Below are 21,751 nucleotides of genomic sequence, written 5' to 3' on the forward strand. Positions count from 1 at the left end.
ACCAAAAGCAAGTGCCAGTGGCAGGAATTTTGTGAAAAAATTTCCATGCTACTGCCATAGTTTACCCAGTGGCGATTGATTTAGCCAAGTGATAAATAGCGATCGCTCGGCTTCTGGCATATCTTCTAGCTTATAAATCACTTGTTTGGTAAAATTAGCGTTACCAAAATAGGCTTTTCCTAATCGATGCAGTTCTTGTAACAGGATAACTACATGATTTTCTTGCCAATCAGGTATTTTAGCTGTCGGCAAAGGATTAGTAGATACTAAATATTTAACCGCTTCTAGAGATGATGCTTGGGGAAATTGTTTTTGCTTGAACACCTCCGCAATATCTTTTTCAAATAATGCAGCTTGTCTAGCACCTAAAAACTCTTCAATGTCGATAGAAACACCCTGCAACAGCAAAATACCGGCTTGGATTAAAATCGCCGTTTTGCCATGACCACCTGTGTCACTATCTAGTTGCTCTAAACGGATTTTACCCCAAACACTAAAGCGTTCGGGTTCCTCCAGCAAAACACAGGCTTTACCTCGGTTATCCGTTAATTCTCTCCATAAGGCTCTAGCTTCTTCCTCTTGACTAGCTTTGAAAACACTAATCAAGCGGAAAGTCTGCCCTTGATAACTGAGGATCGGCACCTGCTGATCCTTTTTTGGGTGCTGAATGCTTGATATTTCAACATCCTGCCGTTTGAGAATAAACATGGCACTAGCAAATAACTCCTCACAGGGGCACTCTTAATATGGAATATATAATGGCATTTGGCAGTATCGCCAAGGCTGAAATTACCTAGCATACTGTGGAAATGAGCCTAGCGATCGCCAGATCCTTCCCGAAGGTAGCCGCCCAGAGGACGTTAGCGCTAACGGGCAAATAACCCCTTGACAACACAATATATCTAAACCAATACCCCATCTGTTTCGTTTTCGATGTAGATTGCACTAACTAGCGACTAGCATCTTAGCCTTGCTAGTGGTAAATCTGCAATTTTTGATTGCTTGTTGGTAGGTGGAGACGATATAATAGTGTAGGTGACTCCATAGGGAGCCATTATTTTGTTTTGGGCGCGTAGCTCAGTGGATAGAGCCACGGATTTCTAATCCGTTGGTCGCAGGTTCGAACCCTGCCGCGCTCGTTTTAACTTAATACGAACCTTAGAGAAGCCTTTTCATGGTAATTTAACAAATAGGCTTGAAAGTTCATATAAATGCACCACACAAAAGATAAGGGCGATCTAGCAGCAGCTAAAGTTATAGCAGATTTAGTCGAGAAAGAATATTCAGTTTTTGTACCAGTAGTAACTGAACATGCACCCTTTGATTTGATTGCCTATAAAGATGGCAAGTGTTACAGAATTCAAGCTAAATACAGTTGTGATGGCACACTGAAAAATAAAAGCAATTGGGCAGACAAGAATGGTTGTCATGAGAAAAAGTACAAATCTGATGACTTTGATTTCTATGGCCTTTATTTGCCAGATATAAACAAAGTAGTTTATCCATCAATCACGTTTGGCGGTTGCGGTATCAGGACAACGCCGCCTAAATCACCCAATCCTTTTTATTGGTGGGAGGATTTTACAGATTTAACTGAAGTAGCACTTAAGCGAACCTACAAGGAGTTTGGCGTTGACTTAACAACTAGAAAGGTTAACCCAGACTCTAGGATTCATACTAGAAAAGTAGAAAGGCCATCAAAAGAAGAACTAGAAAAACTAGTTTGGGAAAAGCCAACTGCACAAATTGGGAGAGATTTTGGCGTGTCTGATAAAGCTGTAGAAAAGTGGTGTAAGGCTTATGGAGTAGAAAAGCCACCTAGAGGGTATTGGGTGAAGAAAGCTTATATAAAAGTGGAAGCACAGTTAACAGAAACTGGAGAAAATATTAAATCATCAATAATTAATGCTTCTTAGCGATCAAATTTAGAGCGTGATTAATATATAGTAACGGTCTAGTCTATGTCCTAATAGACTAGACCGTTACTATAGTAGTAAAACTATAGTGGTTGTTTTTTATGTCAAATCATAGTCAAAAAACAAGCTCATACCCAAAATTCTGTCCTGCATAGCCAAATCATAACCAAAATCATAGTCAGAATATTCAAAAATGCAAGTAAGAGAGTTAGCTTTTTAACATCAAGATTCCTTAAAAAAGGCTAAAACCCTTAACTTTACATTAATTCTTTTATCGATTTAAAAAGCCCGTGACGAGGATTGAACTCGTGACCTCACCCTTACCAAGGGTGTGCTCTACCACTGAGCCACACGGGCAAAAGACAACTTTAGTTTTTTAGTTGTAAGTTACAATGCTGGGAGCTTTGCTCTTAACCCAGTCATTATAACTTATAACTTCGTAAGTGGTGGGCCGGGCTGGATTTGAACCAGCGTAGGCGCTAGCCAACGGATTTACAGTCCGTCTCCATTAACCACTCGGACACCGACCCGATTTGTCTCACGATTTAAAATCTTAGCACCATGTTTTATAAATTGCAAGTGATTAGAAAAAATAACTTGTGGGTAGAGATCGCAACAAAACTGCGTCTCTACCTTATGGATAAAAAATACTGGTTACACGCTCATCTCCAGCATTCGTTGCATTGGTCGCAGTGCAGCCAGCCGAATATCCTCTGACATGGTAATTTCGGGAGTGCGATTTTTCATTGCCCAGTAAAGCTTTTCTAGGGTGTTTAACCGCATAAATGGACATTCGTTACAAGCACAATTATTCATCGGTGGTGCAGGAATAAAATGCTTTTCAGGAGCTAGTTTTTGCATTTGGTGAATGATTCCCGGCTCCGTAGCAACGATAAATTCTTTGGTGGGGCTGTTTTGACAATACTTGAGTAAGGCGGCTGTAGAGCCAATAAAGCTGGCGTGACGCAATACACTACTTTCACATTCTGGGTGTGCGATCGCCTCTGCTTCGGGATGGGCAATTTTTAACTGGACAATTTTCTTTTCCGAGAAGGTTTCATGGACAACACAGCTACCTTGCCATAGCACCAAATCTCGTCCCGTCTGTTCCATGACATACCGCCCTAAATTCCGATCTGGGGCAAAAATAATTGGCTGTTCTTTCGGTATCTGCTGCACAATTTTCACAGCGTTGGAGCTAGTACAAATAATATCGCTCATCGCCTTGATATCAGCAGAGCAGTTGATGTAAGACACTACCAAATGATCTGGATGCGCTGCTTTAAAAGCTGCGAATTCGTCTGCTGGACAACTATCTGCTAAAGAACAACCAGCATTCAAATCTGGTAAAAGTACTAATTTATCGGGATTAAGTATCTTTGCTGTTTCTGCCATGAAGTGAACACCAGCAAAGACAATTACATCCGCATTGGTTTTTTCGGCGGCTCTTGCTAGTTGTAATGAATCCCCAATAAAGTCGGCAATATCCTGAATATCTGGCTCTTGATAATAATGCGCCAGGATAACGGCGTTGAGTTCTTTTTTGAGACTCTGAATCGCGGCAAACAAATCTAGTGGTAGTTCACCCGGTTGGGTTTTTTCTCGTTGAGCTAATGCAGTAGTAAACACAGTTTAGGGGTGCTTTATGTTGCAAATGTATGTCCTGTGGATTCAATTATAGTAGTTTTTACCAAAAATAGTGGACGGTTGATATTTTGGGGTTGTGTCCAAATCGGGCTGAGTTTCATATCCTGGAGATAGACGGCAAGGAAAGTGGCATGACCAGTCAGAAAACTCAATCGATAAACCTCAAAATTGCTGTAGTTGGAGATATTCACGACCAATGGGAAGTGGAAGATGGCGTTGCACTCAAGCATCTGGGTGTTGACTTAGTGCTGTTTGTCGGGGATTTTGGCAATGAATCGGTGGAAGTGGTCAGAGCGATCGCTTCTCTCGATATTCCCAAAGCAGCCGTGATGGGCAACCACGATGCCTGGTACACCGCCACCGAATGGGGACGCAAAAAGGCTCCTTATGACCGCTCTAAGGAAGACTGGGTACAGGAACAACTCGATTTATTAGGTTCGTCCCATGTCGGTTACGGTAAGTTGGATTTTCCCGCTTGGAATTTAACTGTAGTGGGGGGTCGTCCCTTTACTTGGGGTGGCCCAGAGTGGAAATTCGCGGAAATCTGTAAAGAACGTTACGGTGTGACGAGTTTGGAAGAATCCGCCGATCGCATCTTCAAAGCAGTTAAAAGCGCCGCTTACGAGACAATTATATTTTTGGGTCACAATGGGCCTAGTGGGTTAGGCGATCGCCCCGAAGACCCCTGCGGCAAAGACTGGCACCCAATTGGCGGCGATTTTGGCGATCCAGATTTGGGCGAGGCGATTTCTCAAGCCTTGACTGCTGGTAAAACCATTCCTCTGGTGGCATTTGGTCACATGCACCGAGATTTACGCCATACCAAGAAGGTGCAGCGCAAGCCCATCTTTAGAAGTCCAGAGGGGACAATTTACTTAAATGCGGCTAGTGTCCCCAGGATTGTGGAAAATGACGGCGAGAAGTTGCGTAATTTTTCCATTGTCACCCTAGAGGCAGGTGTGGTTTCGCAAGTTTCCCTAGTTTGGGTGGGGAATGACTTTCAGGTGGCTAAGGGGGAAATTTTGTACGAGCGATCGCGTATTGTGTCGTAGATATTCGCATCCAGTAGTGCAATCTGCGTAGATGATACGATATAGTATTATCTGTCAGCTTTAGTGCTAACCAACAAAAGCGCCTGAATAGCGTCTGAAACTAGGATAAGCACAAGTTTGACAGATTTACTGGAGAGGTGGCAGAGTGGTCGATTGCGTCCGACTTGAAATCGGATGAGGCTAAAACCTCCGGGAGTTCGAATCTCCCCCTCTCCGTTGAACAGTTTTCAAAGTAAATGAAGATTAAAAGCAGACGACAACTATCTTTTGGATGAGCGGCTGAGAAAGTAATGTCGCTAAGAGGATGTTTTAAAAGCTTATTTTTATGTATTCTGGCTATTGCTATAAATCGCGGCTATACAGACAAAATCGGCCTCCGCAGGTTCTGAAATTATTGATTTTTAATTTATTCCACGTAAGTGGACTTTGCTTGTGTAGTAGCGAATTATATTTGCCCAAGAATTTTAAAATATCCTCTAATATCACTTCATTTTTATAGTGCAAAAAAGCTAAAGTATTCTTGTAAATCAGTAAAAATTTGATTTTTAAAAGCGTTTGCTAGAAGTGGTGGTACTGCATTACCTACTTGAGATGCTTGTGCTGCGAGCGAACCTAAAACAGTGAAGTGATCATCAAATGATTGTAGGCGTAACGCTTCACGTATAGTAATCACCCGATGTTGTTCATAATGTGAAAAACGACCAGATCCAGGATAGGACAAAGATGCTGTTAATGTTGGTGCTGGTTTGTTCCGCCATAACCTCCCATAAGATGCATCATAACCGCTCTTAGGTTTAAGATGGGCAGGCAAATGTCTATAAGCTTGCCCTTCCTGTAATGAATAAAGACGTTCCAACTGAATATTATTTAGGTTTCGAGCAGAATGATTAAAGACTTTAGAAGAACCTACTGATTGACGTGCTTGTGCATAAGGTGAGCGCTGTAATATTTGGGAGGAATCAACTAAAAACCAATCTTGCTCATCTCCAGTTTCTCTAGGTGGCAGATCGCCAATAGCTTCTTCAACAGTTACCCACTGATGCAGTCCTAACTGATCTCCATAAGTCACTTGAGGACATTTTGGAGTTATTTGCATTTTTTGATGGTAGGCAAGATAAATAAGCCTGAAGCGATTTTGGGGTACGCCATAATTAGCTGCATTAACTGTCCAGTATTGAGGGACATAACCTAATTTTTTAAGGCGCTTTAAAAAATCTTGATGGTATTTACCATCAAAATATGTTTCCATTTCTGGTACATTTTCCATAAAAACAATCAAAGGCTGAATAATTTCAATCAGCTTGAGAGTGTGTTCATAAAGTGTGTTGCGATGGTCATTCTTGTCTTTAAATTTGCGATTATTGCGTGAATAAGTCTGACATGGCGGAGATGCAACAATACATCCTAGTTCGCCAGGTAATAAATTAATACTCTCGAGAATTGTATTAGGCTCCACATTACGAATATCATCCTGAAGAATATCCACATGAGGCATATTCCAGCGATACGTCTGTAGGGCTTGTGCATCAATATCCAAAGCTAGCAAGGGTATCAGAGGTTTTTGTCCATTTTCTTGCAACATTCCCCAACTGTTACCACCACATCCACAAAAAAGATCAATAAACGAAAACTGAGGATACTTAGGACGTATCACGATATAAATATACACTCCCTATTAGATACGGACTATAATAATATGCCTTAAAAAGGAGTATTATTTTGCGGAGGTGCAGGAGGTAGAAGCTGTTTTTTAGAAGCTGGTAATTGCTTTTTACCTGGAGGTAAAGCTTTTTTTGAATTTCCTGAAACAGGATCGCCATCAGGATATCTGAAGTGATTAGGATTAAGTTCAAACAACTCTTTTTGAGTCTTTGGTGCAGATATAAATAAAGCTCGACTTCCGTTTCCTAAAGCTACTAACTCACCAATAATTGCATAGGGAAAATCACCAGTTGTAAGAGGTCTAGGTAATCCTCTATAGCGTTCGATTAAATCTTTATCATAGTTAAGCGCTGTTTCAAGATGCTCATTATCTGCTCCAGTGCCAATACCAAAACCAAGCACTTTCGTTTGTATTTGCCGAAATACATCTTTGTTAAAGTTGGCAATAGATTGTGTTATATAAAACCAACCAACGCCTAATTTTCTTGTAGTTGCAATAGCATCTTTAAGTGTAGCTAATAATTTTTCTGACTCTTGGCTTGCTCTGCTCGTTTGGGGCGCAAATCTATGTGCTTCATCAATAACAATTAAAGCATTAGTTTGAACATCTTTGTACTTCTTAGCTGAAACACCTCGACGAAATCTTCCCTGCTTAATGTCATAAATAGTTTCAGCCTTTTTCTTAATACCATCAAGAATTTCACTGCAATATAAATCCTTTACTTCTTGGCTTGTATTAACATTTAGTATAATTATTTTTCGGTTAATTAAAACATCATCTAGTAAATCTTCAAGACTATAATCACGAGCAAACATTTCACGTACTTCTTCCCATATTCTTGCAACCCTTTGTTGGTTAACAGGATTATCATCATAACGTTCCATGAACTTTTCTAATTGTTCCGCTGGTTTAGCATATGTACTTGCTCCAATCCTGCAAATCGTTTCAGCCATTGCACGTCCATTCCATTCCAGTTGACCTAGATTAAATTCAGGATCTTTCTGTTTTGCGGCTCTTAACAATTCAACTAAAAGTCTTGTTGTTTCTAAAACAGTTTGTTCTTTTTTGTCAGAACCCAATATTCCTAAAGAATCAAAAAAGTCAAACTTATTTAGTAAATTTGCAAAAAGATGCGGGCTTTCAAGAGAAATATTTTCTATTTCTACTAGCCTTACATCAGAACCTCTACCTACCTGACGAAAAGCTTCACTCAACTTCCATGACCACTTATCAGGGTCTTTACCTAACTCACCGCTATAGTTACCTGATGAATCAATAGCGCTAAATTGTCCTTGTGGATCAATAATCAGCATTCCCATCTCATACCGCGCTGCAAATCCAGCAATAATGGATGCCGCCATAACAGTTTTTCCACTGCCAGTTGCACCAAAAACACCTAGCATATGAGCATCACCCCAGCCATCATCGCCTGTGCCAAAGTGCTTTAGCATTAATCCCACAGGAACTTTTGTTTCATACAAATATCCAATGTTAAATAATGCTTGATGTTTTCCTGAAAATAGTTTTACATCCTCTCCAGATGCAAAACGAACATCTGTACCTGTAGGAGGTATATTTCTTGGTAGTTGATGTGTTTCACTTCCTGATAAGATGCTGTCCATTGGAAGTAAGGTAACTTCCTTGTGGTCTGCAAAACCACTAAGACCTGGTATTCGTCCTTTTTCTCGCAGTAATGCACGAAGTACAGCTTTCTCGTGATGTGCATTTTGCAGTGTTGTTCGAGATACTTGGCAAAGCACTGTTTTTTTAACTGGTGCACCTGAACTGTCAAGTTCTTCGTAGTCTAAAGAAACTAAACTACCCTCTATTTGCACTGTAGCTGCATAGTCACGCAGTACCATTCGATATCTACCAGTTTCACTTGGCGAAGTTATTGAACCAACTGGAGCCTGACCATACCATAGACTAGCAGGGGGAGTTACTGGTGTTGGGTTCTCTGGCAATGAGCTATTAGATTGACCTTCTGGTTTTGATTTTTCGTTGACATTGTTCTGGTCGTGACCGTTATTGTTCATGTTCTCTCTTGGGCTATGAGGGTATCTATGATTTCTAAGATACCAGGGGTATTACGGTACTGATCTCGCAGTTGATAAAAAGTGCGTTCGGGTAGAGCAGAAATTGCAACTGAAACTGCGGCTTTGGCTCGCATATCAGCAAGTAGTTGACAAACAGGTTCCATCGCTTCAGGATTGATGGATTGTCGAACAGAAGAAAGGACACGCTGAAATCTTTCTCCTTTTCCTGAAAAGTCTTTAGAATTATTACGGTTATAAAGCATAAGCTCGTGGAATTCTATTCTGTAAACCCGTGACCATTTATAGGGACGATAATAAGTTACAAAAAGTCTTAATTCCTCAATTTCTTCTGTTTTGCTTTGTTCATCTGAATCCCTAGGAACACCATATTGATCTAACACACTTTCTCTGGCCTCAAATGGATCAAAACCTTCATCAGGTTCAAAATTTGTTACAAAACGGCTACGTTTTCTTCCTTCCTTTGTGTCTTGTTCTGTGCGATATATTGATTGAGGCGTAGTGAATTCACCTGGTTCGAGAATATGGCGCATAAGCGCACGGTCATTTAAATTACTAGCCAGAATAAATGCTTGTGGATTGTTAGGTAATTGTGTACCAACTATAAGGTTAACAAAAAATTGACTTATTCCTGTTTTCGATAAAGAAATTACTTGTTTATTCTGCATCATTCTTAAAAATGAGCCGTCTATGCCAAGACAGTCTTTAAAAAGCTTTTTCCAAGCAAGTTGCATGGCATGGTTATCGGGATTTTGTTGACTATTAGTAAGGCGCTTACGCTGGGATTTATAGGCAGCCAAACCACGACTAACTCCTTGCATTATTCCCCAGAAAGAGTGATCAAGAACTACTAGATTATCAGCATCTAGTTTATCCCGTGTTAATAATAAAAGTTCTAAATGTATTCTCAGGAGTGTTGCGAAAGCATCAAGCTCTGTACTATTTGGAATAATAACTTTCTCAAAAGTTCCTCTCTGCCTGTCATCATTCAAGCTTGACTTGTAGGCAACTGCTGCAATTAATGCTCCTCCGCCATGTGGACTAATAGCACTTGCCCCATCCACAACAGCTAAGTCAAACCCGTCTAAATTTGAATTCGTAAATTGGATAAGATTGTTTTTTATAAGCTGTTTACGAAATGCTTTTTTGTTATCGTAGATAAAATGTGCGAGTTCAGCAGTTTGCTGACTGTATTCATCGCCACTATCAAGAATACGTTGAGCTACTTCTGCATCAAGTTCGATTCCATCTATATCGGATAGTGTTTTGTCATTCATAAATATTAATTTTTAGATGTAGATTTATATTAAATATCATTAAACAAGCTTCTGAGGAATAACTACAATCTGCCATACTGAAATACTTAACTTTACTTTACAAATTAGAAATTTCTAAGAAAGAGCCATCGCTCCCTAACCTCTCCCTCAAACTCCCATCGTGCTACCATTACCAATAAATTCTTTTGGGAGGTCAATCAATGACTACCCTTCATGGGCTAAACATACCTGATGAGTTATACGAACAACTGCAAGAGTTAGCTAAAGCTGAAAATAGCTCAGTTGACGCTCAAGTTATTACAATATTGCAGAATGCCTTGCAGAAGGCAAAAGCACAGTTAACTGAGGACGAAAGACGAAAAAATGTCCCAAAACTGCTAGAGGAAATTCGCCTTCGTCGTGAGAGTCGCCAGACTGATGTGGAATGGCCTGATAGTACTGCGTTAATCCGAGAAGACCGAGACAGATGACTATCCCTCTCAGGTGTGTTGTAGACGCAAGTGTAGCTATTAAGCAATTTATACCAGACGATCCACTAACTCCGAAAGTTAATCAACTGTTTGCTCATCTTGCCAATCCTCAAACTGCGATCTTTGTCCCAGACCTGTTTTACATTGAGTGTGGCAACATCATTTGGAAGTATGTCCGCGCCAGACTTTATGCTGTTGCTGATGTGCCAGCAGATTTAGCAACTCTCAAAAACTTCCCTTTGCGTGTTGTCTCCACGGCTGATTTGATGGCAGATGCAGTTGCGATCGCATTAAATTATGGAATCTCCGCCTACGATGGCTCTTATGTCGCGCTATCACAGCAGGTAGGTGCTACTTTGCTAACTCTCGACGGTAAACTGGTAAAGGCAATAGCCGCTTCGTCTTACAATGTTTGCTCGTTTAATGACTTCGAGGTTCCGCCGTTGGAGTCAATGTAGAAGCGATCGCCTTTCCTCACCATATATTCAACCCCAAAGCATTGAATGACGCTAAACAAATCGATACAAACTCAGAATTAGGGAAATTAAATTTTTATCACCGACTTACTTAGTTGCAATAAAATTATTTTGTAAAGCAGGGTGTAAACCTGCTGTTTTTTAATATTGAATTGTCAAAAATGCCTTTTACTTATAACCGCACGGTTCGCTTTCAAGATACTGATGCTGCTGGAGTAGTTTATTTTGCTAATGTTTTAGGTATTTGCCATGAAGCTTATGAAGAATCTTTAGAAGCATCAAGTATTAATCTCAAAGATTTTTTTACTAATCCATCTGTAGCTTTTCCCATAGTTCATGCTAGTGTCGATTTTTTGCGCCCTATGTTTGGTGGGGACAAGTTACTGATTAGCTTAATTCCCCAAAAAATAGGTGCTGATAAGTTTGAAATTACTTACGAAATTGCAGTGGCTGAGGTGATAGTTGCTAAGGCTATTACTCGTCATGTTTGTATTGATGCAAGTAGTAGAAGTAAGCAGGAATTACCTGATGAGATAGTTCAGTGGTTGGAGACGAAGCGCAGAGACGCAGAGGACGCAGAGAGAATAAGGTCGAGAGAGATTATGTGATGGGATTTTGGAGGAATTCTGTGGCTATTTGCTGTAACTGTTGGCGGTTAATTTTACCTTGGGAATTGCGGGGTAAGTTTTGCTGGGGAATCCAATATTTAGGGATTTTAAATTTGCTGAGTTTGTCTTTGAGTAGGGTTTGGATTTTTAAGGCAGAGATATCTGATTTTTTGGGGATGTAAATCGCTGTTAAAGCTTGTCCCCAGTGTTTATCTGGAATACCAATGACACAAATATCGGCAACCATTTGAGTGGCTTGTATAGCTGATTCAATCTCTGCTGGGTAAATATTTTCGCCACCTGTAATAATTTTGTCGCTGTTACGTCCGACTATATTTAAATGCCCTTGTTCGTCTAAAAAACCTAAATCATCTACTTGGAAATCAGTTTGATTTTCTCTAGTTTTAGGATAGTAAGCAAGGGCTAAAGATTGAGCATGAATGGTGATATTTCCGATTTGATTGGAATTTAAAATTTCGCCTTGCTGATTGCGAATAGTTACTTTGGCATGGGGAAGAATTTGACCACTGCTAATTTTACCTCTCAGAAAATCATCTGGTTTGAGGGTAGCAATTTGAGAGGCGGTTTCTGTCATGCCATAGGTAGGTGCTAACCGGATGCGGTGAAATCTGGCTTTTTCTAGTAGTTCGTTCCATGCTGGCGCACCTCCCAAAAGTACAGTATTAAATTGAGATAGCCATTCAGTTAATTCTGGATTTTGCAGGAGGCGTTGTAACTGTGTTGGTACTAAAGATATGAAAAATTCTGATTCTTTAATATTTAATATTTGACTGGACTCTACGGCTTTAAATGGTTGAATAGCTACTTTACCTTTGGTGGTGAAAGAGCGCATAAATTGCATTAAACCGCTAACGTGATATAGCGGCAATACACAAAACGAATTGACTTGGATTAGTTGAAAGTATTCTGTAAATCCTTGTACCGATGAAATGAGAGTTTCCCAGGTGTGGATGGCAAATTTAATTTGTCCTGATGAACCACCTGTGGGAATCATAATGCTATTGGGAATTGGGCATTGGATATTATTATTCCCATGCCCCATGCCCCATGCCCCATGCCCCATTCCCAAAATAATATCTGGCTGTACTAAATCAAAGACTTGTTGCCATTCTTGTGTTCCCCAGTCTGGGTTACAAAGAAAAACTGGATAATTAGCTGCACAAGCAGCAATAAAACTTGCTAAAAATCGTACTGGTTCGCGTTCAGCTAAGATGATTTTTGGTGGTGTTCCACAGGCTGATAATTGTGTTAGTTCTAAATATAATTCTTGAGCTATTTGATTGAATTGATGGCTGTTGTAACCAATAAGCCAATCATCCTGAGTTAGGTTATTAAGACAGTCTAAAGGCTGTTGCATAAACTTTGAAGCCAGGTTTCTTCTTGTTCAAAAAAATGGTCGATGCCAAAACCAATTGCTCTATTGCTTTGAGATAATTCGGCTGCTAGCTTGAGTGCTGCAAGTCTAGCGATCGCAGTTTCAAATACTGATGAAAATACAGTATCAATTTGATGCTGTTGACAAAACTTTCTCAGGCGAGATGGCGATCCAACTATCCCAGGCTTGATGACGAAAATCCCTCGCCAACCTTGTTGATGACAGGCAGCAAGTTGCCCAAGTGTGGCGACAGATTCATCTAAAGCGATCGCAGTTTCATAACTCGTACTCAATTCCAACATTCCCTGAAATTGCTCAACGGGTAGTGGTTGTTCGATAAATTCGATTTCTAGGGGTAGTTCTCCATTTGCCTTGAGATTATCGCAAGTCCGCAGCCATAAGTTAGCTTCCTCATAGCTGAGTCCACCGTTGGCATCTAATCGCAGTTTGGTAAAAGCTGGTAAGGTGTGTATCAATGACTCAAAAATTTCTAGTTCATCAGCGATCGCATTCACACCAATTTTCCACTTAAACGTGCGATATCCCTTTTGCCATAAAGTTTCCCATTGATTTAAAGCCGCTTCACCAGCTGGTAATAAGGCACTGTAGAAGAGTGAGGAGTTAGGAGTTATAAAATTATCTCCCCCACTTCCCATCTCCCACGCTGACTCAAAGCCAAATTGACAAGCAGGTAACTCATCTGGGATCGAGAAAATTATCTCGTCTGTGATTTCTCCTGGGAGTTGGCGACAAAAATCTAAAGCTTGTTCTAGCGTTTCGGAACCGAACCAGCTAATGGGGGCAATTTCTCCCCAGCCAACTTTGAGAGTTTCATCGGTAAGCCGGAGGATAATACCTTCACGAATATCCCACTTACCGTGATTGGTGGTAAGCGATCGCAAAAATCTTCGCTGATATGGACGAAATTTAAATTGATAACGCATCAATTAGTAATTGCTAAAGCATAAATCCCAGTCCGAACAACAAGCAAGCCCAGAAATGCACAGCTACAGCGATGAATTTACAGTTACTAACTTTATCCGGCTGGTTGTGATTTTCTTGGACGTGGCGACATAATTTAACGGCAAAGGGTAAACTTACCCAACTTAGCAATGTCCACGGTGGAGAAATTTGCAATAGTACAAACATCAAGGTAAGAGGATAAATGCTACTAGTGAACCAAACTAGAAGTTGGGCCCCTTTTTGGGTTCCAAGACGGACGATAGGCGATCGCTTGCCTGCGGCTATGTCATCCTTAACTTGGTGAAAGTGCGAGCAAAACAAAATTAAGGTTGTGGCAATGCCTACAATCACTGAGGCTGCTAAACTTGTCATTGACCAAGTTTGCGTTTGGCTATAATATGCTGCCTCCACTGCTAAGGGGCCAAAGGCAAAAAAGCAAATAATCTCGCCTAAACCCTGATATCCTAAGCGAAAGGGAGGCCCTTGGTACGTGTAGCCTAAACCGCAGCACAGCAAAATTATCCCGATAACAGTTAGGTCATGTTGCCAAAAGGCGATCGCTAGTATGCCCAGCAACCCCAAGCCTAAACACAAATTTCCTATCCAAAATATCAATGGCTTATTGCCTGTTAAGTTCACCAGAGAATGGTGCTTATTTTGATCGATACCTGTTTCAGAATCAAACACATCATTACTGATATTTTCCCAGGCAAGAATTAAGATTGCCGCAGCTACAAAAGTAGAAAATACTACAGCATTGAAAATTTTAGTTTCGGCAAATGCTACTGCTGTTCCCACCCAAATGGGCATAATGGCAACGCTATACATTGGCGGTTTAATAGCTGCCATCCATAACTTAGTGTTGGGATATAAAATTTGCTTGGTAGTCATCAGTTGTGATTAATTAAATTACCGGAATATTACTCACACTTGAGATTTTATGATTTCAAGAGACGTTAGATATGGGTGATATATAAACAACTGTCACTTTTACTATGGCTTCTTAACCTTGTGTTGTTAACACTCACCTTCACGTTGCAGTCTCAGGCTGAAACTGTCTTATCATAGTCTGAGAACACCACAAATAAGGTAAACCCTACGCTGGTGAAATAGCAACTTAATATGTTACCTGTAAAAATACGACCACGATTAATTACACTTTAGGAAGTTAACTTAAAAAAAATTTACTATCGTTAAATCCATGACAGTTTCACCATGTCGTAGCAACTTCTTTGTAGAGCACAAAGATTTATATCAATTTCTGGTAGCAGTGCAAGAAAAGTGCGTCAAAAATAATTGCAGACAAATTGTCAGTATCTCCCAAGAAATTGATTTAGTTGACCCTTTACTTGTATTAGATAAACTTACACAAGCAAATGAAATAAATTTTTACTTTGAAGACAGAGGTAAAGGAGAAGCGATCGCGGCAATTGATGCTGTAGCAAAATTACAGATTGATGGCTCAGACCGTTTTAATCAAGCAGAATATTTTATCAAATCTTGTCTAAAAAATATAATTAATTTTGGTAACGCAAACCAACCTTTTTCTGGGCCTCACTTTTTTTGTTATTTCAGCTTTTTTGATAAAAACGCCCAAGTAGATTATCCATTTCCATCTGCTACCATTTTTCTTCCACGTTGGCAAGTAGCTGTAAAAAATCAGCGTTGCATATTAGTAACAAATATAATTATCAATGCAAATGTAAATATTGAAAGATTGTTGGAGAATGTGCAAAATAAAATTGAATTTATCCAATCTTTAGAAAATTACTCTGCTAATATTGATTATTTTCCTACAAACTTATATAAAAAATCTGTCACAAACTCTGCCCAATTTAAACGCTCAGTAGTATCTGTTTTGGAAAAAATTCGGTCTACCCATTTAAGTAAGATTGTTCTAGCAGATATATTAGATGTAAAATCAAGCAGCCACTTTAGCTTAGTTAAATCATTAAATAATCTTAGACAAAACCATCCTAATTGTTATATTTTTTCTACAAGTAATGGCAAAGGACAAAATTTTATTGGTGCAAGTCCAGAAAGATTAATTAGTATTAATAATCAACAGCTAATCACTGATGCTTTAGCTGGTTCTGCACCACGAGGTAAAACCCCTGCTGAAGATGCAGCTAATGCCAATCGCTTACTGAATAGTGAAAAAGAAAAGCACGAACATTCGCTGGTACTTAATTTTATAACTCAACGTCTATCTCAGCTAGGTTTATCACCTCAAATATTAGCACCCCGCCTGCGACAATTATCTAACATCCAGCATTTATGGACACCTATAAGTGCTACAGTTCCTACTAACATTCATCCATTGAAGATTGTTGGACAATTGCATCCTACACCAGCCGTAGCCGGCGCAGCGCGAGATGTTGCTTGTGCCGAAATTCGTCGTTATGAAAGTTTTGAAAGAGGTTTGTATGCTGCGCCTCTAGGTTGGATAGATTCTCAGGGAAACTGCGAGTTTATTGTCGGAATTCGTTCAGCATTAATTGATGGCGATCGCGCGAGATTATATGCTGGTGCTGGGATCGTGGCTGGCTCCGATCCTCACAAAGAGTTTGCAGAGGTGCAGCTTAAACTTCAGGCATTATTGAAAGCCTTAGTTTAAAGTTAATTACTAATCTTGTATGCCAGCTAAAGTCGATAAACCCTTAAATTCCGACATCAAAGAGCGATCGCACTAATTTTTAATTTATTGTTTTGTTATTGCTGCTCATTTTAAGATGTAGTTTAACTATGAAGAATATGATTTCAGAAAACCAAACCATTGAAGAACGTTATGGATTAGAAGATATAGATACAATTGCTGTGGGATTATTGGTAAATGCGCCTTTAGACCAAATAGCTGAAATTGTGGCACAGTTTGGGGCGGAGTGGGAGCAGGACATTTACGAGCAAAATATTCAAAATCCTGGGCTGCTTGTATTTCAATTTCGCGGACATTCGTGGACAGGAATCTTAGATGTATCTATGACCGATAAGTATACGTATGTTACTACTGATACATTTGATGATTCTCATAACTTTGTAACCTGTTCGTGGGATTGGGAGCTACAGGCTCAATCTATTTCTCAACAGCTACATACCCGTACAATTTACTACTGGGTTGATGATTCTGGTTTGACCATTGGTTACGTTTATTGGGAGAACGGTGAACTGATGGAGCGTTTGGAGTTTGATGAGGCGATCTGGCAAGATAATCATGATGAAGCTTTATTGGACGAGCCGAAACGCCAAGTTGAGCCACACTTGTTTGAGTCAAAGTTTCGGCGACTGACAGCAGGAGAAATAGAAAACGCATATAGCTTTGTAGAAGACTTCCTGCATGAACAGCAGGCTTATGCAGCTACCAGATTGAGTCGCTTCAAGTGCCAACGCGATGATTTTATACGGATTGATTATATTGCTTTTGTTTAATACTTTTGCGATCGCGCGAGATTGTATGCTTGTGCTGGTATCGTGGCTGGCTCCGATCCTCACAAAGAGTTTGCAGAGGTGCAACTTAAACTTCAAGCGTTACTCAAGGCATTAGTTTAAAGAGATTTCCAAATTAAAAAACATCCAAATATTTCTCTGTATGAAAGTATATCTTGTAGTGCCAGTATCGTAGATGCTTTATGAAAATTGAAGTGGTTAAAGCTACTCAACAACAGAAGTCAGTACTGTGTAATTTAATGGAACTATACCAGCATGACTTAAGTGAGATAGAAGCTAAAGATGTAGATGACTGTGGCTTGTTTGGCTATCGATATCTTAATTACTATTGGACAGAACCTGAGCGACACCCATTTCTAGTTAAAGTTGATCGGAAACTGGCAGGGTTTGTACTTATTAATCAGCATACCTGCCTTCATCAAGATAACAATGCTATGTCTATTGCCGAGTTCTTTATCCTCAAGAAATATCGAAATCAGGGTATTGGAGAACAGGTAGCTACTCACATTTTCAACCAGTTTCCCGGCTGTTGGGAAGTACGGCAGACTGCTTTGAACTTAGGCGCACAAGCTTTTTGGGGTAAAGTAATTAGTCAATACACTAACGGAGCTTTTAAAGAGGTTTTCTTAAATGATGATCGATGGCATGGCCCAATTAAAACTTTTGACAACTCAGATAAAGTATTAACAGAAAAAATACACCGGATAAATCGGTGTATTGATAGCCTTACTAAAGCATATACTTTTGATGATATTTTACACTAAATCCTGATGGGTAAAAGCTTTAGCATTCGCCCCGGTGTAAGTAGCTACAATATGGCCATCGCCAGTCATTTGATATTTGTATGTCACCAATCCTTCTAAACCAACGGGGCCGCGGGGAGGCATTTGTTGCGTACTAATCCCTACTTCTGCGCCGAAACCATAGCGGAAACCATCAGCAAAGCGGGTAGAACAATTGTGGAATATATTGGCTGAATTTACTAGTCCAAAGAAAGTTTCCACAGATGCTGAATCTTCAGAGATAATCGCGTCGGTATGACGAGAACCATATTCGTTAATATGTGCGATCGCATCTTCTATAGAGTCTACAATCTTTATCGACAAAATAAAATCGCTGTATTCTGTTTCCCAGTCTATCTCTGTTGCAGCTTCGATGTTAGGTAAAATTTTCAAGGTGCGTTTATCGCCTCTTAATTCCACATGGCGTTCTTGCAAAGCCTCAGCAACTTTTGGTAAAAATTCTGTAGCAAGAGAAGAGTGAACTAACAAAGTTTCAATTGCATTACAAACAGCAGGATATTGCGCTTTCGCATCGACAGTAATCGAAACTGCTTTAGAAATATTGGCGGCTTTATCTATATAAAGATGACAAATTCCGTCAGCGTGACCTAGTACCGGAATACGAGTATTTTCCTGCACAAATCTGACAAAGGAATTAGAACCTCTAGGAATAATTAAATCTACATATTTATCTAATTTCAAAAGTTCTAGAGTTTCTTCTCTTGTTGTGAGCAACTGCACTGCATCTGGATTAACAGCAGTTTGAGATAATCCTTGTTTAATAGCCTTAACTATCGCTTCGCAAGAACGTACCGCTTCCTTTCCACATTTGAGGATTACACCATTTCCCGATTTGATTGCTAAAGAAACAATTTGAATCGCCGCTTCTGGACGGGCTTCAAAAATAATCCCCAAAACGCCTAAAGGACAAGTAATTCGCTTCAGAACTAAACCAGTGTCAAGTTCGCGGTGAATTTGGACTTTACCAATTGGATCGGCTAGCTTACCAACATCTCGTACCCCAACGATCGCATCTCTTAATTTATGTTCATCCAACTGCAAGCGTTTATAAAGCGGTTGGGGAATCCCTTCAGCAGTTGCAGCTTTACAATCAGCAACATTTGCTTGTAAAATTTCATCTCTAGCTGATTCTAAAGCTTGAGCGATCGCTTCAATCGCTTGATTTTTTGCCTCAGTGGAGAGAATCGCTAGCTTACTTGCAGCTTGGCGAGTTTGTCCAGCGATCGCAATTAGGGGAGAAGCAATATCAAAAATAGTCATAGTACAAATCTTTACTTTTTCCTCATCTTATCAATCTCAGGTTATGTTCATCATTCGTCTTCCTCCAATCGGGTGAACCATTTGGGTAATCAATAATTACTCTGATTGGGTGAAGCAAGACTGGGTTGAAAACATTTATTCTCTAAATATCAAAATACGGAGAAAAAGGTAGTAAGTTTACAACGAAAAAAATATTGTAAGTATTATCACAGGTTTTATTTGAAAATCTTAAAAATGATTTATGCGTTCCCCAGGCTAGAAAGACATAGTAATATATGTTTTTCTAGTCTTTTACTTAAGTAAATATTTTATACTGTCATTAATTAAATTTTTACGAAATTGCAGTGACGATCGCTGGATCTATTGAGTATTGATAGATCAAATACCACTCCTTCAGTAGGGAGATCCTATGTCATTGCAATCTGCATTAAATGCCTTAAACCAAAAACGTTATCAAGAAGCGGTCGAATTACTCGAACAATTCTGCCGCGATTCTGTTGAACACAATTCCTCAGATTATCTTTCAGCACAGATGTGGCTGATGAAAGCTTATCAAGCCACAGGCGAAACCGAAAAAGCCAAAGCCCTGTGTCAAAAGTTAATCATGAGTGAAAATCCCCAGGCTCGCAGTTGGGCAGAACAAGCCAGTCAATCCTTCCGCCAAACGCCACCTAAAGCTAGCCAAAAAGCTGGTCGTGCCGTTACCACTGGGATGAAATTAGCAATGGGGGGAGTGGGTGGTAGTTTGGCGTTAGCTTCTGGTGTCACCATGACCTTGCTGTTTGGCATGGTATTGGCTTTAGGTTTGAGCTTAGTATTTATTTTGGGTAACGATAATCCACTCCAAGGATTAGCGATCGCTATTGGTATTACCCTAGTTTTTAATATCGCCGCCTTTTTCATATCTCCATTCATCATGGACTTAACTCAAAGCTGGCTTTACCAAACTCGCTGGGTAGAGTTAGCAGAAGTTGAAACCCTCAATCCAGAGACAGCTAAAGTTATTCGCCAAGTCTGCGAACAGAAAAAGCTGAAAACGCCGCGTTTGGGAATCATTAACGACCAAAACCCCACGGCTTTTACTTATGGATCATTGCCAAACAGCGCCCGTTTAGTCGTCAGTCAGGGACTTTTCACATACCTCGATGATGATGAAATTGCTACCGTCTACGCTCACGAACTGGGGCACATCGTCCACTGGGACTTTGCAGTGATGACAGTAGCTTCTACCTTAGTGCAAATTTGTTACTTGATTTACAGCACAGCTAGAAGATTTGGGCGTGGCGGTGGCGATAGCAAAATTAAAGATGCGATGCAAACTGCTGCCCTAGTTGCTTACGTGTTTTATGTCATCGGTACTTATCTAGTGCTGTACCTTTCTCGCACACGAGAATATTTTGCCGACCACTTTGCAGCCGAAAGTACGGGTAATCCCAATGGACTGTCCCGCGCTTTAGTGAAGATTGCTTATGGGATATTAGAAGAAGGTTCGCGGACACAAGAACCCAGCCGTTTAATTGAAGGAACTCGCGCCTTGGGTATATATGACCATAAAGCCGCCGCTTCCACAGGAACTGCCTACCGCATTGCATCCGATACTCAAAAAATTGGTCGCGTCTTTCTGTGGGATATGTTTAACCCTTGGGGCTGGTGGATGGAATTAAATTCAACTCATCCATTGACAGGTAAACGAGTTCGTGCGTTGAGTACATACGCGGAACAATTGGGTTTACCGACTGAGTTTGATATGGGGCGAGTTATTGGAGAAGGTAAAACTCTTAATAAAAGTAGACTTTACGGCAACTTCTTTTTAGATGTTGTATTGTACGGTGCTGAAACAATTGGTTTCTTGGTTGGCTTGGTAACAGGTGTGATTTTGTTGTCAAGTTCGCCAAACACAGGTTTAGTATTGGGTGCGCCACTAATTGGCTTAGGAATCGGAATTCTTATCAAAGCTTTGGTGATGTTCCCCGACTATAAGCAAGCACCGGAAACCGATATTCTCACCCTAATGTCAGACCCTTATGCCAGTCCGTTACGCGGACAACCGGCAAAACTTGAAGGTCAACTCATTGGTCGTGGCGACGCTGGTTATAAATTTGGTTCCGATTTAAAAATTCAGGATCGTAGCGGAATGCTTTATCTGCATTACGCCTCACGCTTTGGCCCTATCGGCAATTTCCTGTTTGGGATGAAGCGAGTCCAAAGCTTGATTGGCGAACAAGTGGGGGCTGTGGGTTGGTTCCGTCGAGGTGTTGCGCCTTGGATGGATTTAATTCAACTCCAGAGCGAAAATGGCACTATCGTCAACAGTTACCATCGCTTCTGGTCATTCATCCTTGGCGGTGGATTGATTATCCTGGGAGTGGTCTTGACTATGTTTTTGAGTCGCAGCTAGCTGAGTTTCTAGTCTGCTGTCGAAGCATTTCTCAGTCCATCCAAGCTTTAATTTGTCAGGAGGTGGTTAGTAACTGCCTCCTTTTTTTAATGCAACTTATAAATTCAATTCACGAAAACCCTGATATCTATAGATTTACCGTAGGGGCATGGGCATTGCCCATACGTGTCAACTTATTGGCGTTTAGACTATGCATTAGACCTCTTGCAAAAGTCCCAAATACGTGGGACAAGTAGGTTAGAGTTGGGTAGCATTGATGACATACGAACAAGTAAAAATCTTAAAGCCAGAAGACTTTAAACGCTTGTGTGGTGTACGACCGGA

18 protein-coding genes and 4 tRNA genes are annotated in these 21,751 nt (G+C 40.3%); 11 read left to right on the forward strand and 11 right to left on the reverse strand.

The window, feature by feature from the left end; genetic code table 11:
• Positions 1 to 48: 48 nt before the first annotated feature.
• Entirely contained in the window at positions 49 to 708 is a 660-nt protein-coding gene (locus AC1F2U_RS02050) for an Npun_F0813 family protein (RefSeq protein WP_322677464.1), read from the reverse strand.
• 358 nt (positions 709 to 1,066) lie between these two features.
• Between AC1F2U_RS02050 and AC1F2U_RS02055 the strand changes: the two genes are divergently transcribed.
• Positions 1,067 to 1,139: transfer RNA gene (locus AC1F2U_RS02055), tRNA-Arg, on the forward strand.
• A 72-nt stretch (positions 1,140 to 1,211) separates the two neighbouring features.
• Positions 1,212 to 1,916, forward strand: a complete 705-nt coding sequence (locus tag AC1F2U_RS02060; RefSeq protein ID WP_480259612.1) for a group I intron-associated PD-(D/E)XK endonuclease — start codon at positions 1,212 to 1,214, stop codon at positions 1,914 to 1,916.
• Between the two features lie 285 nt (positions 1,917 to 2,201).
• Here AC1F2U_RS02060 and AC1F2U_RS02065 read toward each other — a convergent pair.
• The 3 genes from AC1F2U_RS02065 to nadA form a co-directional block, all read right to left on the reverse strand.
• Positions 2,202 to 2,273 (reverse strand) — tRNA-Thr (locus AC1F2U_RS02065).
• Between the two features lie 87 nt (positions 2,274 to 2,360).
• Positions 2,361 to 2,446: transfer RNA gene (locus AC1F2U_RS02070), tRNA-Tyr, on the reverse strand.
• Between the two features lie 124 nt (positions 2,447 to 2,570).
• Positions 2,571 to 3,545: a quinolinate synthase NadA gene (nadA, locus tag AC1F2U_RS02075; RefSeq protein ID WP_480259613.1), complete on the reverse strand. Its 975-nt coding sequence runs from the start codon at positions 3,543 to 3,545 to the stop codon at positions 2,571 to 2,573.
• A gap of 149 nt (positions 3,546 to 3,694) precedes the next feature.
• Between nadA and AC1F2U_RS02080 the strand changes: the two genes are divergently transcribed.
• Positions 3,695 to 4,615 carry a TIGR04168 family protein gene (locus tag AC1F2U_RS02080; protein ID WP_480259614.1) on the forward strand — a complete coding sequence of 307 codons (921 nt, stop codon included), beginning with the start codon at positions 3,695 to 3,697 and terminating at the stop codon, positions 4,613 to 4,615.
• A 131-nt stretch (positions 4,616 to 4,746) separates the two neighbouring features.
• Positions 4,747 to 4,831 (forward strand) — tRNA-Ser (locus AC1F2U_RS02085).
• Positions 4,832 to 5,108: 277 nt separating this feature from the next.
• Here the strand turns inward: AC1F2U_RS02085 and AC1F2U_RS02090 are convergent.
• From AC1F2U_RS02090 to AC1F2U_RS02100, 3 genes are read right to left on the reverse strand one after another with little or no spacing between them, the layout of a single operon-like run.
• Complete coding sequence (locus AC1F2U_RS02090; protein ID WP_480259615.1) at positions 5,109 to 6,269, reverse strand: DNA cytosine methyltransferase; 1,161 nt, start codon at positions 6,267 to 6,269, stop codon at positions 5,109 to 5,111.
• Positions 6,270 to 6,316: 47 nt separating this feature from the next.
• A complete protein-coding gene (locus AC1F2U_RS02095) occupies positions 6,317 to 8,314 on the reverse strand; it encodes an ATP-binding protein (protein WP_480259616.1) in 1,998 nt (665 codons plus the stop codon).
• Positions 8,311 to 9,609, reverse strand: coding sequence for a hypothetical protein (locus AC1F2U_RS02100; protein ID WP_480259617.1), 1,299 nt, complete (start codon positions 9,607 to 9,609; stop codon positions 8,311 to 8,313). Before AC1F2U_RS02100 ends, AC1F2U_RS02095 begins: the two co-directional genes overlap by 4 nt.
• Before the next feature lie 200 nt (positions 9,610 to 9,809).
• Between AC1F2U_RS02100 and AC1F2U_RS02105 the strand changes: the two genes are divergently transcribed.
• The 3 genes from AC1F2U_RS02105 to AC1F2U_RS02115 all read left to right on the forward strand — a co-directional run bounded on the left by AC1F2U_RS02105 (position 9,810) and on the right by AC1F2U_RS02115 (position 11,163).
• A complete protein-coding gene (locus tag AC1F2U_RS02105) occupies positions 9,810 to 10,079 on the forward strand; it encodes a hypothetical protein (protein WP_480259618.1) in 270 nt (89 codons plus the stop codon).
• On the forward strand, positions 10,076 to 10,537 hold the full coding sequence (locus tag AC1F2U_RS02110; RefSeq protein ID WP_480259619.1) for a type II toxin-antitoxin system VapC family toxin: 462 nt from the start codon (positions 10,076 to 10,078) through the stop codon (positions 10,535 to 10,537). The genes AC1F2U_RS02105 and AC1F2U_RS02110 overlap by 4 nt, the downstream gene beginning before the upstream one ends.
• A gap of 179 nt (positions 10,538 to 10,716) precedes the next feature.
• Complete coding sequence (locus tag AC1F2U_RS02115) at positions 10,717 to 11,163, forward strand: acyl-CoA thioesterase (RefSeq protein ID WP_480259620.1); 447 nt, start codon at positions 10,717 to 10,719, stop codon at positions 11,161 to 11,163.
• Here the strand turns inward: AC1F2U_RS02115 and AC1F2U_RS02120 are convergent.
• From AC1F2U_RS02120 to menA, 3 genes are read right to left on the reverse strand one after another with little or no spacing between them, the layout of a single operon-like run.
• Positions 11,156 to 12,541, reverse strand: a complete 1,386-nt coding sequence (locus AC1F2U_RS02120) for a 2-succinylbenzoate--CoA ligase (protein WP_480259621.1) — start codon at positions 12,539 to 12,541, stop codon at positions 11,156 to 11,158. The genes AC1F2U_RS02115 and AC1F2U_RS02120 overlap by 8 nt on opposite strands.
• Positions 12,526 to 13,503 (reverse strand): o-succinylbenzoate synthase, encoded by a 978-nt coding sequence (locus AC1F2U_RS02125; protein WP_480259622.1) that lies wholly within the window; start codon positions 13,501 to 13,503, stop codon positions 12,526 to 12,528. The genes AC1F2U_RS02120 and AC1F2U_RS02125 overlap by 16 nt, the downstream gene beginning before the upstream one ends.
• A gap of 13 nt (positions 13,504 to 13,516) precedes the next feature.
• Positions 13,517 to 14,413: a 2-carboxy-1,4-naphthoquinone phytyltransferase gene (gene menA, locus AC1F2U_RS02130; RefSeq protein ID WP_480259623.1), complete on the reverse strand. Its 897-nt coding sequence runs from the start codon at positions 14,411 to 14,413 to the stop codon at positions 13,517 to 13,519.
• 310 nt (positions 14,414 to 14,723) lie between these two features.
• Here menA and AC1F2U_RS02135 point away from each other — a divergent pair, with 310 nt between their 5' ends.
• The 3 genes from AC1F2U_RS02135 to AC1F2U_RS02145 all read left to right on the forward strand — a co-directional run bounded on the left by AC1F2U_RS02135 (position 14,724) and on the right by AC1F2U_RS02145 (position 17,730).
• Complete coding sequence (locus AC1F2U_RS02135; RefSeq protein ID WP_480259624.1) at positions 14,724 to 16,139, forward strand: isochorismate synthase; 1,416 nt, start codon at positions 14,724 to 14,726, stop codon at positions 16,137 to 16,139.
• A 128-nt stretch (positions 16,140 to 16,267) separates the two neighbouring features.
• A complete protein-coding gene (locus AC1F2U_RS02140) occupies positions 16,268 to 16,948 on the forward strand; it encodes a hypothetical protein (protein ID WP_480259625.1) in 681 nt (226 codons plus the stop codon).
• Positions 16,949 to 17,148: 200 nt separating this feature from the next.
• Entirely contained in the window at positions 17,149 to 17,730 is a 582-nt protein-coding gene (locus tag AC1F2U_RS02145; RefSeq protein ID WP_480259626.1) for a GNAT family N-acetyltransferase, read from the forward strand.
• On the opposite strand, the gene AC1F2U_RS02150 is transcribed toward AC1F2U_RS02145, so the two are convergent.
• On the reverse strand, positions 17,722 to 19,029 hold the full coding sequence (locus tag AC1F2U_RS02150; protein WP_480259627.1) for a glutamate-5-semialdehyde dehydrogenase: 1,308 nt from the start codon (positions 19,027 to 19,029) through the stop codon (positions 17,722 to 17,724). The genes AC1F2U_RS02145 and AC1F2U_RS02150 overlap by 9 nt on opposite strands.
• 409 nt (positions 19,030 to 19,438) lie before the next feature.
• Between AC1F2U_RS02150 and AC1F2U_RS02155 the strand changes: the two genes are divergently transcribed.
• Positions 19,439 to 21,427, forward strand: coding sequence for a M48 family metalloprotease (locus AC1F2U_RS02155; protein WP_480259628.1), 1,989 nt, complete (start codon positions 19,439 to 19,441; stop codon positions 21,425 to 21,427).
• The last annotated feature ends 324 nt before the right edge of the window (positions 21,428 to 21,751 follow it).

Source organism: Nostoc sp. LEGE 12454 (assembly GCF_056620565.1).

Bases quoted from the DNA above. Each gene is read 5' to 3' on its own strand.
- AC1F2U_RS02125 (WP_480259622.1), bottom strand. From the start codon at position 13,503: ATGCGTTATCAATTTAAATTTCGTCCATATCAGCGAAGATTTTTGCGA.
- AC1F2U_RS02135 (WP_480259624.1), top strand. From the start codon at position 14,724: ATGACAGTTTCACCATGTCGTAGCAACTTCTTTGTAGAGCACAAAGAT.
- AC1F2U_RS02145 (WP_480259626.1), top strand. From the start codon at position 17,149: ATGAAAATTGAAGTGGTTAAAGCTACTCAACAACAGAAGTCAGTACTG.
- AC1F2U_RS02155 (WP_480259628.1), top strand. From the start codon at position 19,439: ATGTCATTGCAATCTGCATTAAATGCCTTAAACCAAAAACGTTATCAA.
- menA (WP_480259623.1), bottom strand. From the start codon at position 14,413: ATGACTACCAAGCAAATTTTATATCCCAACACTAAGTTATGGATGGCA.
- AC1F2U_RS02095 (WP_480259616.1), bottom strand. From the start codon at position 8,314: ATGAACAATAACGGTCACGACCAGAACAATGTCAACGAAAAATCAAAA.
- AC1F2U_RS02060 (WP_480259612.1), top strand. From the start codon at position 1,212: ATGCACCACACAAAAGATAAGGGCGATCTAGCAGCAGCTAAAGTTATA.
- AC1F2U_RS02050 (WP_322677464.1), bottom strand. From the start codon at position 708: ATGTTTATTCTCAAACGGCAGGATGTTGAAATATCAAGCATTCAGCAC.
- AC1F2U_RS02100 (WP_480259617.1), bottom strand. From the start codon at position 9,609: ATGAATGACAAAACACTATCCGATATAGATGGAATCGAACTTGATGCA.
- AC1F2U_RS02105 (WP_480259618.1), top strand. From the start codon at position 9,810: ATGACTACCCTTCATGGGCTAAACATACCTGATGAGTTATACGAACAA.
- AC1F2U_RS02110 (WP_480259619.1), top strand. From the start codon at position 10,076: ATGACTATCCCTCTCAGGTGTGTTGTAGACGCAAGTGTAGCTATTAAG.
- AC1F2U_RS02115 (WP_480259620.1), top strand. From the start codon at position 10,717: ATGCCTTTTACTTATAACCGCACGGTTCGCTTTCAAGATACTGATGCT.
- AC1F2U_RS02080 (WP_480259614.1), top strand. From the start codon at position 3,695: ATGACCAGTCAGAAAACTCAATCGATAAACCTCAAAATTGCTGTAGTT.
- AC1F2U_RS02120 (WP_480259621.1), bottom strand. From the start codon at position 12,541: ATGCAACAGCCTTTAGACTGTCTTAATAACCTAACTCAGGATGATTGG.
- AC1F2U_RS02140 (WP_480259625.1), top strand. From the start codon at position 16,268: ATGAAGAATATGATTTCAGAAAACCAAACCATTGAAGAACGTTATGGA.
- AC1F2U_RS02150 (WP_480259627.1), bottom strand. From the start codon at position 19,029: ATGACTATTTTTGATATTGCTTCTCCCCTAATTGCGATCGCTGGACAA.